This window comes from Anaerocolumna sp. (assembly GCF_032079385.1).
Lineage (GTDB): Bacteria > Bacillota > Clostridia > Lachnospirales > Lachnospiraceae > Anaerocolumna.
In genome coordinates this window covers 101,371-114,606 of record NZ_DAMAUC010000002.1, presented here as the reverse complement: position 1 = coordinate 114,606, position 13,236 = coordinate 101,371, and the positions used below count along the sequence as shown (strand labels likewise).

10 protein-coding genes and 1 pseudogene are annotated in these 13,236 nt (G+C 36.5%); 9 read left to right on the top strand and 2 right to left on the bottom strand.

Annotation, left to right across the window (positions count from 1 at the left end):
• Window positions 1-199 precede the first annotated feature (199 nt).
• The gene (locus tag RT261_RS02210; RefSeq protein WP_313128805.1) at window positions 200-1,156 is read right to left on the bottom strand and encodes a hypothetical protein; all 957 of its coding nucleotides are present in this window, start codon (window positions 1,154-1,156) and stop codon (window positions 200-202) included.
• 448 nt (window positions 1,157-1,604) lie between these two features.
• Between RT261_RS02210 and RT261_RS02205 the strand changes: the two genes are divergently transcribed.
• From RT261_RS02205 to RT261_RS02190, 4 genes are all read left to right on the top strand, one after another.
• The gene (locus RT261_RS02205) at window positions 1,605-3,080 is read left to right on the top strand and encodes an ABC transporter substrate-binding protein (protein WP_313128803.1); all 1,476 of its coding nucleotides are present in this window, start codon (window positions 1,605-1,607) and stop codon (window positions 3,078-3,080) included.
• 113 nt (window positions 3,081-3,193) lie between these two features.
• A complete protein-coding gene (locus RT261_RS02200; RefSeq protein ID WP_313128801.1) occupies window positions 3,194-4,105 on the top strand; it encodes a carbohydrate ABC transporter permease in 912 nt (303 codons plus the stop codon).
• A gap of 12 nt (window positions 4,106-4,117) precedes the next feature.
• The gene (locus tag RT261_RS02195; RefSeq protein ID WP_313128799.1) at window positions 4,118-4,996 is read left to right on the top strand and encodes a carbohydrate ABC transporter permease; all 879 of its coding nucleotides are present in this window, start codon (window positions 4,118-4,120) and stop codon (window positions 4,994-4,996) included.
• 3 nt (window positions 4,997-4,999) lie between these two features.
• Window positions 5,000-7,318, top strand: coding sequence for a glycoside hydrolase family 65 protein (locus RT261_RS02190; RefSeq protein ID WP_313128797.1), 2,319 nt, complete (start codon window positions 5,000-5,002; stop codon window positions 7,316-7,318).
• Between the two features lie 167 nt (window positions 7,319-7,485).
• On the opposite strand, the gene RT261_RS02185 is transcribed toward RT261_RS02190, so the two are convergent.
• Window positions 7,486-8,502: a LacI family DNA-binding transcriptional regulator gene (locus tag RT261_RS02185; RefSeq protein ID WP_313128795.1), complete on the bottom strand. Its 1,017-nt coding sequence runs from the start codon at window positions 8,500-8,502 to the stop codon at window positions 7,486-7,488.
• 195 nt (window positions 8,503-8,697) lie between these two features.
• Between RT261_RS02185 and pgmB the strand changes: the two genes are divergently transcribed.
• The 5 genes and pseudogenes from pgmB to RT261_RS02160 all read left to right on the top strand — a co-directional run bounded on the left by pgmB (window position 8,698) and on the right by RT261_RS02160 (window position 12,918).
• Window positions 8,698-9,348: a beta-phosphoglucomutase gene (gene pgmB / locus RT261_RS02180; protein WP_313128793.1), complete on the top strand. Its 651-nt coding sequence runs from the start codon at window positions 8,698-8,700 to the stop codon at window positions 9,346-9,348.
• Between the two features lie 146 nt (window positions 9,349-9,494).
• Window positions 9,495-9,701, top strand: a pseudogene (locus RT261_RS02175) (discoidin domain-containing protein); the annotation flags it as partial.
• A gap of 181 nt (window positions 9,702-9,882) precedes the next feature.
• On the top strand, window positions 9,883-10,584 hold the full coding sequence (vanR, locus tag RT261_RS02170; protein WP_313128791.1) for a VanR-ABDEGLN family response regulator transcription factor: 702 nt from the start codon (window positions 9,883-9,885) through the stop codon (window positions 10,582-10,584).
• 1 nt (window position 10,585) lies between these two features.
• A complete protein-coding gene (vanS, locus tag RT261_RS02165; RefSeq protein ID WP_313129303.1) occupies window positions 10,586-11,707 on the top strand; it encodes a vancomycin resistance histidine kinase VanS in 1,122 nt (373 codons plus the stop codon).
• 179 nt (window positions 11,708-11,886) lie between these two features.
• Window positions 11,887-12,918: a D-alanyl-D-alanine carboxypeptidase family protein gene (locus RT261_RS02160; protein WP_313128789.1), complete on the top strand. Its 1,032-nt coding sequence runs from the start codon at window positions 11,887-11,889 to the stop codon at window positions 12,916-12,918.
• The last annotated feature ends 318 nt before the right edge of the window (window positions 12,919-13,236 follow it).

Below are 13,236 nucleotides of genomic sequence, written 5' to 3'. Positions count from 1 at the left end.
ACAAAATGTATAGAAAGAATTATCCTGTAGGTTAAGAAAAGATAAGCCTATAAGTAAAGAAAGACAATCTTGCAAGTGCGCCGATATCCTTTATGTCACCTTGCAGGATTGTCTTTTCTGTAGGATAAACTACCTTTAAAGTCACCAGCCATTATTCTGAATTTTACTGCAAATCTACTGCTATTAAAGAAAATTGTTATTATTTTGAAATAAAACTTTCTACATTGTCTGTTCGAATATCTATATAATCCTCCTTGTTATCTTTTCTCACAAGTCTTATATACATAGGAGCTTCGTGTTTACCTCCACCGCCTATAAGCAGGTAGAAGTTGTCATCTATATCATAGCATAAAATGTATAAACCACTGCCAACTTCTATACTGTCATAGTTTTCAAAATCATTCCATGAAAGTGCCTCTTTCTTTTGAGACAATTCTGTCACTATGTCCAAAGAAAGTTTTTTTGCTTCTCTTTGGAAAAACTGCCATTCATTATTAAGCATAACAACAATTCCATCTTTATATAGAGCGTATTCCGCACCGATACAGCCAAAATTACTTTGCTCGTTTTTTAATGGAACTTCTGTACTATCTACTTCTGATGTGATTGTACCTATAATTGCAGAATCCTCAATTTCCACGGGTATTTGCTTACCGGTATCGAGGTAAAGAGTATCCTCCACCATTACCATTGGAATCCTATCCCACTTAATTTGTTCCTCCTCAGTAGAAGATTTCAATTCACCTTCATCAAATGGAGCTATTGGATCTGAAACCACATACCATTCATCACCAATTAACAGATAGCAATCATTCTTCCCGTTCATGATGTATGAGAAACCAGCATAGTTGTTATCCATATTAAAACTATAAACTTCCCCGCCATCAACGTCACCTGGTGTTGAACCGTCTTGATAAACTTTGTGCTCCATAGACAAATTCGATGCCCATGATTTTAGTTCCTCCAATTCAGTTCCCTCAATGGTAAATTCAGTCTCCTTGCTGCTACGGATATGGGTTACGGCTACTTTTGTAATTTCCTCTGGAATTAAGGCAATGTGTTGCTTTCCAGTCTGCTTATCCTTGTTGCACCCTGCAAGAATAAGACAGAGAAATACTAGAATGGAAAGTAAAAAGATTTTAGTATGCTTTTTCATTTTTATAACTCCTTTTAACATTAGAAATGCTTACAAAACTAACTTATGTAAAGTTTCTGTTAGTAACATTAACCTTCCCTAAGCTAAAATCTTTAATTCATAAATTCGAAAAACAGTGAATTAGTACCTAGTGCTATTATATAACATTTTGTTATAAAAGGTAAAGAGAATTAAATACTTAGCTCATCCCCTTTATGGTAGTTTCATCTGTCTTTATTAAGGCCGTATTGATATTGTAATAAGAGGTTTTCATGTGATATAGCATGGACACTTCTGATGCTTGTGGAGACGAAGCGAAAATTAATCAATTATATAATTAAATTCTATTGACAGTAAAATTTGTAAATGCTATAATAGGTTTAACGTTAAATGAACAATACATAAAATTTTTGCAGGTTGAGTTTAACGTAAAACTATATAATAATTTCTTATAAGGAAGGGGAAAATTATGAAAAAAGCAAAAAAACTTATTGGCCTGCTGTTGTGTTTTTTGCTGACTGTAACTATGCTGCCAGGCTGCAAAAAGGGCAATAAAGTGGAGGAAACCAATTCCGCTCAAACAACACCTCCTACAACAGATACTGCTAAACCTACAGAAGCAGCAATCACAGAAGCTCCCGCTGAAAAGATTCAGCTAAAACTTGGTATTTGGCCGGAAGATACATTAACAGATGATATTAAGCTTCATGAAGGCTATGTAAAGACTTTTAACGAAAAAAATCCAAACGTTGAAGTAGTACCTGCTTATTACAAATATGCAACAGATACTTTTGTTTCACTTGCTGAGTCTGGTAATCTGCCTACTATTTTTGAAACATGGTATACAGAACCTCAGAAATTAATCAGTGGTGGTTTTGTAGCAGATATTACAGATGAATTAAAAGCAAGAGGTTGGGACACGGTGATGAACCCTTCCATTCGTGAATTATTATCAAAAGACGGTAGAATCTACGGTATTCCCCGTGATGGTTACGCACTTGGGCTTATGATTAATATTGAACTTTTTGAAGAAGCAGGCTTAGTAGATGAAGATGGATATCCTCAATATCCTAAGACATGGGAAGAACTTGCACAGACAGCAAAAACCATCAAAGATAAGACAGGTCAGGCAGGACTTTGTCTCTTGGCAAAGGATAATGCAGGCGGCTGGCATTTTAGTAATATTGCATGGGATTTTGGTGCAACATTAACGCTGGTACAAGATGGAAAGTTCATAGCAAATGTAAATACTCCGGAAGCCATTGCAGCAATGGAATTTGTTAAGTCCTTAAAGTGGGAATATGATGTGCTTACTCCTGATCCTACCAATGAAGACTGGGGAACCGGTTTTGTAAACTTAGGAACCGGTACGGCAGCTATGTACATAGCCGCAAATGATGCGGTAAACCAGCCCACCCAGGTAAACGGACTTCCTGCTGAAAAACTTGCTTTAATACCTCTTCCTGCAGGTCCCGGCGGACAATATTCCCTATCCGGTGGTACTCCATATATGTTCTCGAAAGATGCCACACCGGAACAGATCAATGCAGCTCTTGATTACCTTGAAATCATGGGTAAAGCACCTGTTGCAACGGATGATGCCATCGCAGGTATGAAGGCTGACAATCAAAATAAAATTAATAATAATGTACCTGTTATTCCACGTTTCCCATGCTGGGTAGATGAAAAAGTACTTGCCGCAGAAAAAGCAGTTACCGAAGAATATAATAATGTTGATATGAATCTGTACAATGATTATTTTGACATATTAAAGAAAGAAGGTAATCTACGTCTGGAAGAAGCGGGATCCGCACAGGATTTGTATGCTGAACTTACCAAAGTCCTCCAAGCAGTTATTACAGATAAGAATGCAGATGTTGCATCTCTTATGAAGACTGCAAATGACAACTATCAGAAACTTTTGGATGAGACGGTAAATAAATAGATTATAAAGTTGATGGGGATCTTTTTTAAGATGCCCATCAATTCTAAATAAGGCTAATTGTTTATCAGTGGAATTTCTAAACAGATAAGTAAAAGCTAAGGAGGACAGATAAGGTGGCTGGAAGAAATAAGTACAGTGCAAATAGCATAACGGTAAGAGGATTAAAAAGAAAAGATGGGATAGGCTGGCTTATTATGCTTCCCACTATTTTGCTATTTGCATTTTTCGTGTGGGAACCATTGTTAGAAAGCATTCGGCTTTCCCTTTATACGGCAAAAGGGATCCGACTGGAGAAGTTTGTAGGGTTTGAAAATTATATCCGTGTTTTAAAGCATCCGGATTTTCTTGCAGCCTTTTCTAACACTTTCGTATACATATTTTGGTCTTTGATAATTGGATTTTTCATACCCATACTTTTGGCGGTGCTGATAACAGAAACTACTCACTTTAAAAGTTTTTTCAGAGTGGGTATATACTTTCCTAATATTATGCCGGGGTTAGCTACGGTGCTTATGTGGGGATTCTTTTTCCGACCGGGAAGTACAGGGGTTTTAAATATTATACTTGGAAAAATTGGTATTGAGCCTCAAGTCTGGCTTACCAATTCAAAGTGGACCATTCCTCTTATTATAATTATTATGACATGGAAAGGTGCAGGTTCCACCGCATTAATTTATATGGCTGGAATTTCCAATATAAATCCTGAATTATATGAAGCGGCTACTATAGATGGGGCAGGAATACTCAGCAGAATACGCTACATTATTTTACCCGGCATTTTTGCTCTGGGAAAGACCCTTCTTATCTTACAAATTATATCCGTGTTCCAGATTATTTACGAGCCTCTGGTTATGACAAATGGAGGACCTAATAACGCCAGTATATCTATCATGCATCTGGTTTATAATTATGCTTTTCGAGACTTTAATTATCCAATGGCGGCAGCTTTGTCTGTTATGATGGGTATTGTGCTGATTATATTAAGCGGATTATATTTTAAGATTACTGCTTCTAAAGAGAATTAGGGGGTGTTTTCCATGTTTTTTGATAATTACAGAAAAAAAGAAGACGGAGCTGTTCGTTTTTATGACTTACATTCCAAACGGACCAGAATATTGCTGGTTGTGATATACCTTATATGCCTGGCTGTAATCATAGTGTCTCTCTTTCCGCCTATTTGGGTATTCCTTGCAAGCTTTAAGGATATCAAAGAGTTTCGGAGAAATGCCACCATATTACCTTCACAGTTTGATTTCGGTGTATATGCAAAAACCTGGAGTGATTTGAAATTTGCCAAGTTTTACATAAATTCTCTTATATCTGCTGTAGGAAGTGTTCTATCTGCGGTTATATTTAATGGACTATTGGCTTATGTACTTGGTGTAATTAAACCGAAGGGACATAAAATCATTTATGGACTGGTTATGTGGAGTTTACTGATTCCCGCAACTACCAGCGTTGTCGCATTGTTTATTAACATTAACAGGATTGGATTAAATCAATCATTCTTACCACTTTGGCTTTCTTTCGGTGCCAATGCATTTTATGTAGTATTATTTAAACAATTTTTTGAACGGCTGCCCAAGGAATTAGTGGAAGCGGCCAAATTGGACGGCTGTGGTTATCTGAAGACTTTTTCCAGAGTTATTCTGCCGCTGTCTAAGTCCATTGTTATGGTGGTAGTTATATTTGCTGTAAATGCTGCCTGGTCAGATTTTCTTCTTCCCTATCTTGTATTAAATGGATCAGGAAAAGAAACGGTTATGGTTCGGTTGTTTATGTTTCGGACTTCCAATGCAACGGACGTAGAAGTATTAAGAGCGGTAGCATTTTCAATAATACCGCCGGTCATATTATTTGCTATTTTTCAGAAACAAATAACAGAAGGTGCATCAGCAGGAGCAATAAAGGGGTAGAGTATGGCAAAATCAGCAGATATTTATTATAAAATACATCCATGGAAGATCATAGAAGAGGGCTTCCGCAAAGAATACGCCATGGTGTCCGAATCCATATTTTCTTTGGGAAATGAATATATGGGAACCAGAGGAAACTTTGAAGAAGGGTATTCAGGTGACAGCCTTACGGGAAATTATTTTAACGGAATTTATGAAGCCGCAGAATTAGAAAAATCCTCTTACAAAGGAATGATAGATAAAACCGAATTCATTGTGAATTCAGCAAATTGGCTGTATACCAGAATTCAGGCAGATAATGAGAAGGTGGATCTATATACCTGTGAATTTAAAGACTATGTAAGAATACTGGATTTAAAAAACGGTATTCTAACCAGGTCCTATGTATGGGTATTAGAAAACGGTAAGGAAATAAGGCTTGAATTCGAGAGGTTTTTATCCATGAAGGAGGCAGAAATAGCCACTCAGAAGATTACAATAACACCTCTGAATTTTTCGGGAGATATTATTCTTTATTCAGGTATTGATTTTGGGCTAATGCATCACATGACCGGAAGGAACATGTGGAATGTTGACGGTACTACAGCAGATAATGACAGTATCAGTATGCTTGGCAATACCATATCCACAGAACAGTCGGTTCTTGTAAGCTGCCGGTTTCAGGTAGATTGCAAGGAGTGGTCTGATATAGAGAATGGTAAGAAGCTGGTTAGAAAGTTTGTGCTTTCCGGAGAAGAAGGCAAACCCTTAGAGTTTGTTAAAGTCATAAGGAATCTCACAAGAAAAGGAAATAGTGAAGAAGATAAAGCGCATTTTAGAACAAGGTGTGGAAAAAACCAGGAAGTGTTACATTCTTTATCTTACCATAAGTTAAGAGAGGACACTATTAACTGGTGGGAAAGAACCTGGCAGGACTCTGATATTGTGATAGAAGGAGATGAATTAAACCAACAGGGAATTCGGTTTTGTATCTTCCAGATGCATCAGACCTATCACGGTGCGGATAAAGGAACCATTATTGGGGCGAAAGGTCTGACCGGAGAGGCATACAGTGGAAATACCTTTTGGGATACAGAAGCTTATTGCCTGCCTTTTTATATCTTTAATAACACAGAGGCCGCAAGGCATCTTCTGGAGTTTCGCTATCTGACACTTGGAGAAGCTATGGAAAGGGCAAAAGCCTTGGATTGCAAAGGTGCTTTTTATCCTATTGCCACCATTACGGGAAGGGAATGCTGCTCCTTATGGCAGCATGCAAGTCTTCAGCTTCAAGCTTCTACAGCGGTTGCATATGGTTTCTGGCATTATGAGAATATTACGGAGGATGAAGAATTTATCTTTGAAAAAGGGCTTCCCATTCTGATTGAAGTCAGCAGGATGCTTGCTTCCAGAGGCGACTGGAATCAAGAGAAGACTAGTTATGGATTTTATGGGGTGATGGGGCCGGATGAATTTCAGATGATGGTAAACCATAATTGTTATACCAATTATCTTGGAAAGAAAACAATGGAATATACCCTTACAGTTTTAGAACGCTATTCTATAAAGAATCCAGTCGGTTATGAAAAAATTATTAAGATGCACAGCCTTTCAAAAGAGGAAATTGAGGAATTTCGCATTATAGCAGAGCATATGTATATTCCTTATCAGGAAGAAACCGGTATATTTGAACAGCATGAGGGCTATTTTAATCTCCCTCATGTAGAGATTGATAAAATACCCATAGAAGAATTTCCTTTGTATCATCATTGGACCTATGACAGGATATATCGTAATGATATGTTAAAACAGCCGGATGTTCTTATGATGATGTTATTATATAACAATAATTTTACGAAAAAGCAGTTAAAAAGCAATTATGAGTATTATGAACCTAGATGTATCCATGAAAGTTCACTTTCTCCATCTGTACATTCTATTCTAGCTTCTCAGCTAGATAAAGAGGAAGAAGCTTATAAGTTTTTTGGATTTGCTACAAGAATGGATCTTGACAATTATAACAGAAATACAGGAGAAGGTCTGCATACCACTTCCATAGCTGCTGCCTGGATGAATATTGTTTGTGGTTTTGGTGGAATGAGGTCGGATGGAAAGCTGCTTTCTTTTACGCCATCCCTGCCAAAAGAGTGGGAAGCATATACTTTTAAAATTCATTTTAAAGGAGATGTTCTTAGTTTCCATGTGGATAAGAAATCCATAAAGATATTTTCTAAAAATGGCTTGGGAATCCAGATACTGGTCTATGGGAAATCATATATATTAGGGCAAGAGGAAATTGTTATAAGAAGAACATCTTGTAAAGTTAAAAAGAAGGAAACTTGAAAGGGAGTGTATGATTTCAACCTCATCAGGTAAGTTTCCCAGCTCCGGTAAGTGGGAGCTGGAAATTACCTGTTTCTGCAGAAGTTCAAGTTCCTGCTGAAATGCCACGCAGCGGCAATGAGGTTATGAGCAAGCAGCATAAGCAGAGTGGAAATATCTCCTTATGGTTAATAATGCATAGACTTTACACTTTCTCTTTCCACAAGATGAATAGGAAGAATGACTTCCCGGTTTAGAATCGGCTTATTATCCAATTTATCCATCATAAAATAAACGGCTAATTTTCCTTTGAGAGGAGCATCTTGATGAATGGTAGTTAGTTTAGGCGAGGTTAACCGGCACAGATTAATATCATCAAAACCTATAACGGATATATCATCAGGAACCTTTTTACCAGCCTCTTTTAAACCTGACATAATACCTGCCGCGAGTATATCGGCAGTAGCAAAAACCGCGGTGATATCATTTCGCAGGGCAAGACTGCTTCCTAGTGCAAGGGTGGTATCAATATCAAGTTCCTGTTCAAATACAAGGTTCTGTCTAAAAGGAATAGAAGCCTCTTTTAGAGCATCTTTATATCCCTGAAAACGTTCAAATACAACACCCTTCTCCCGAATAGTAGGAGAAGCAAATGCTATCTTTTTATGACCTTTATCAATCAGATATCTGGTAGCAATATAACCACCGTCATAATCTTCCAGGCCTACGTTACAGATATTTGGATGGGATACATAACTGTCAATCAGCACTACAGGGATTGTAAGATTACTAAGTGCTTCAAAAAATTCATCTTGAAAAACTCCGGTGCAGAACAGTCCGTCCACATTCCAGGTGCGTAAAAAATTCATAAGGTCAGAAGTGGTTTCTACGGTACGAAGCATTAAATAATAGCCATTTTCTCTTAAAGTTTTCTCTATGGCACCGATAAAGGCGGAATGAAAAGGATCTTCTACAATGCTTTCTTTTTTATTTGAAGTAAGGTGGCTGATCATTCCGATTACTTTCGATGAACTAGACACCAAAGAGCGTGCTGACATATTCGGAACATAGCCTAATGTATCAATAGCTTCTTTAATACGAGCGATGGTTTCTTCGGATACACGGCCTGCCTTTCCGTGGATTACATTGGAGACAGTAGTACAACTGACCCCTACAGCCTGTGCAATGTCTTTTATAGTGGTCATTTTTAAGTTCCTTTCTTTTGCAGGTTTTATGTTAAACCAAGTGTAATTAGTTTAACATAATTGTGTAAAAATGTACAGATGAATTCAATTACTGCCTCCCAGAATGGAGACATAGTAGTAAATAGCAGTAATACAAAAAATAAAATTAAAAGACGAAAAATCAAAAGAAAAATGAAATATGAAGGAGTAGGTAGGATGATAAAAGGCGTAATTTTTGATTTGGATGGAGTGCTTGTATCCACGGATGAATTGCACTTTAGAGCATGGAAAAAACTAGCTGAAGAGCTTGGAATTGATAAATTTTCAAAAGAGGATAATAAAAGACAAAAAGGTATCAGCAGAATGAATTCACTGGATGTGGTCTTAAGTAAAGGGAGTAAAATCTATACGGAAAACGAAAAAGAAGAGCTGGCAGAGCGTAAGAATACATACTATAAAGAGTTTTTGGAGGAACTGGATGAGCGGGGAATACTTCCAGGAGCGAAAGAATGTCTTTTAATGCTAAGACAAAAAGGAATTCTTATCGGAATCGGCTCCGTAAGTAAAAATGCGCCTCTTATTTTGAAAAGAACCGGACTCCATCATTATATTGATCAAGTCAGCTGTGGGCTTGATATAACCAGATCAAAGCCGGATCCACAAGTATTTGAGGTTGCAGCAGACAAACTGGGGCTAAAATATGAAGAATGTTTGGTGGTAGAAGATTCTTTTGCCGGTGTGGTGGCGGGGAAAGCGGCCCATATGAAAGTATTGGGGATAGGAACTGAATATAAACAGCTGAGAGCAGATTACGAGGCTCCGGACCTTGGAGCAGAAATTAATTGGAAAGTTATCTTGGAAGAATAGAAGTGGATCGATTCAGGAGGAATAGGCATATGGAAAAAGGGAAAAAGTTTATAGAGTTTGCTCAGTGGTTCTCTATGAGGGCCCAAAATCCTTACAAGATGCAAAATCGGAAGAACTGATAAGTGTAAGCGAAAAGCAAACGAACTCAAACCATTGCTGTGGAAATCAGTGATGATGGTGAGAACTTTACTCTCCTTGCCGGGGAGAAGCGATATACCTTCGATCCTGATACGGGGAATGAAGTACAGCTGCTTTTTGATGATATACAAGCAAGATATGTACAACTTGTTATTACGGAGAACTCCGGAGCCGGCGGTGGACAGGTGGCTGAATTTGAAATTTATCAAAAATAAATGGAACAAAATTTTAAAATCAAAGAGTAATAAATACTGGATTATCCATTGGTAAAGTAATTTCTATCCCCAAATATGAATCTTAGGAAAATATTAATAATTTTTTATGCAAAAATAAACACATTTTATTGCTTGTCATGTTACAATATAGGGATAAGTATTAGGGAAGGGATAAATATGAATGAATAATAAAGTATTGATAGTAGATGATGAACACGAAATAGCAGACTTAGTAGAAGTATATTTGAAGAATGAAAATTATACCGTTTTTAAGTTTTATTCTGCTAAGGATGCTCTTGCTTGTATTGAAAGTACAGAAATTGATCTTGCTATTTTAGACATAATGATGCCGGATATGAATGGATATACTCTTTGCCAAAAGATACGTGAGCATCATGCGTATCCTATTATTATGCTGACAGCAAAAGATGATGAAACAGACAAGATAACGGGATTAACTTTGGGAGCGGATGACTATATTACGAAACCCTTTCGTCCTCTTGAAATGGTGGCAAGAGTGAAAGCCCAGCTGCGGCGATATAAAAAGTATAATACGGTACAAAATGATGGGATTACGGATTCCGTTATTGATCATTCCGGACTTGTAATGAATATAAAAACCCATGAATGCTTATTAAATGAAAAGGAGCTTATTCTTACTCCTACTGAGTTTGCCATACTTCAAATCCTTCTTGAGAGAAAAGGTAACGTAGTAAGTGCAGAAGAAATATTTCATGAAATCTGGAAAGATGAATATTACAGTAAAAGCAATAATACAATTACCGTACACATTCGACATTTGCGGGAGAAAATGAACGATACAGTAGAAAATCCTAAATATATAAAAACAATTTGGGGAGTGGGTTATAAAATTGAAAAATAAAATGAAAAATAATTCTGATTTTTCCCGGTTAAAAACTAAAATGTTTTTACAGTCATTGGGTATGGTGGTAATTGCCTTTGCAGTTATAGGAGCAATTTATAATTCGGTTTGGCGTGGAAAAGGAGGAAATTGGCTGGTTTCTGTGCTCCAAAGGTATTTTCCCTTGGGATATTATGAAGCACTTAATATTTATCAGAAAGTATTTCGTGACAATCATGAGATAATATGGATTGTAGCTGTTTCTATTGTCTTCTTTATATTGTTCAGGCTTTCTCTTATAGGATTTACCAAGTATTTCAATGAAATTAATCAAGGAATTGATAAATTACTCAAAGATGACGGAAAAGAGATTGTTTTATCAGACGAGATGTTTGCCATAGAGAAAAAGTTAAACACTGTCCGCCAAACTTTAGAAAAGCGTGCTTTTGAGGCACAACTGGCTGAACAGCGTAAAGACGATTTGGTTATGTATCTTGCTCATGACATTAGAACTCCCCTTACATCTGTAATTGGCTACTTGAGTTTATTAGATGAAGCTCCTGATATGCCACCGGAGCAGAAAGCAAAATACGTTCATATAACGTTAGATAAAGCAAACCGTTTAGAAAAACTAATAAACGAATTTTTTGAAATTACCCGGTATAATTTGCAACATATTATTTTGGAAAAAGGAACAATTGATCTTTATTTTATGCTTGTACAATTAATAGATGAATTTTATCCAATCCTAACTGCAAAAGGAAATACTGCCATAATTCAGGCAGATGAAAACCTTACAATTCATGGAGATTCTGAAAAGCTGGCAAGGGTATTTAATAATATCATGAAAAATGCGGTAGCCTATAGCTACCCTGATACGGAAATAATAATTTCAGCTGAAAAAAACAATAATAGGATGGTTATTACCTTTCAAAACAAAGGAAAAACCATTCCCTCAGAAAAACTGTCAACTATCTTTGAAAAGTTTTACCGGATGGATGAAGCCCGTACCTCTGTTACAGGAGGTTCTGGTTTAGGATTAGCAATAGCAAAAGAAATTGTTACACTACATGGAGGGACTATTTCAGCCCAAAGTAAAGATAACACAGTTACCTTTATCGTATCACTGCCCTTTGAAGATTAGTAAATATCAATAGAATATTAATATTTTCTTAGGAATTTAATAATGGAATGTTAAAGTACAAGCTGCTCTGATTCGGTACAATGATTACTGGATTGGAGCTCCTTTTATTTTCTAAAAGAGAAAATTGTATATAATTTTGAATGAAAGTAGTTTTTTAAAAGAGAAAGGTGTGTATTATTTTGAATGAAAATAGAACAGATAAACGGCTGGTCAGGAAAAAGAAAAAGCAGCATCGCAGAAGAATGATTAAGCTATATGGGTTGTTTTTTATTGTTATATCATTGTTACTCTTTATGCCTATAGTAATGAAAGAGCTTCAGTCAATGAATGAAGATCAACCATTTAAAATATCGGATATAAAGACTAAGGATTTAGTAACGCCGGATAGAAGAACTGCCAATCCAACTGGCATACCGGTTGATTTAGACCGCTTAAATAGTCCCAATGCCATTCTTGTGGATTTAAACAGTGAAAAGGTGTTGGTGGAACATAACAGCAGTGAACGTATATACCCGGCATCCTTAACTAAAATTATGACGGCAATACTTGCAATTGAGAATACACCTGATTTAGATCAAACATTGATTTTTTTGCCGGAGTTATTTCAAGACCTGTATTCACAAAATGCTTCCATGGCTGGGTTTCAGCCAGGTGAAGAAGTAAAGTACAAAGATGCACTATATGGAATACTGCTCCCTTCCGGAGCTGAATGCTGTTTGGCTTTCGCTGACGCTATTGCTGGTTCTGAATCTGAATTTGTAGAGATGATGAACCGGAAGGCTGAGGAACTTGGAATGAAGAATACTCATTTTCGTAACACAACAGGTTTGCATGACGATGATCATTATTCAACGGTTAAAGACATATCTATACTTCTTCAATATGCACTAAAGAATGATGTTTTTCGTACTGTTTTTACCAGCAGCAGATACAGTACCACCCCTTCTAATTCTCATCCAGATGGATTTACTTTTCGTAGTACTATGTTTAAAAACATGGATTCCTCTGAAGTACCCGGAGGGGAAATCTTAGGCGGAAAAACCGGATATACCGGTGAAGCAGGACTTTGCCTTGCAAGTTTGGCTAGTATTAATGGTAATGAGTATATATTAGTGACTGCACATGCAGACGGAACACATCAAACAGAGCAATTGCACATTATGGATGCTGTAAATGTTTATAGTCAATTAGGAGTTGCAGCAGCTAATTGATAACTTCAGGTAAAAACTGCCGGTCAATTGAAAAACAAATTTACTTACATTTAAAACTTTTAAGTAGTTGACTATTTAACTGTTTTAACTGCATTTTGACTGTTTTTAAAATTATTGAAACAAAATTCCGTTCAAAATCGTCTAATATATATAGAGATATTAGTTATTAAATTATCAAATTATGGTTTTCATTTGGCTAGGGGGAATAGAAGTTGATTTATATAAAAAGTTTAATCCATCGATTCAGATTGAGTAAATACCGCTATTTTGTTAAAAGTATTATATTTGCATTCTTTGGAACACTATGTTTGCTTTGGG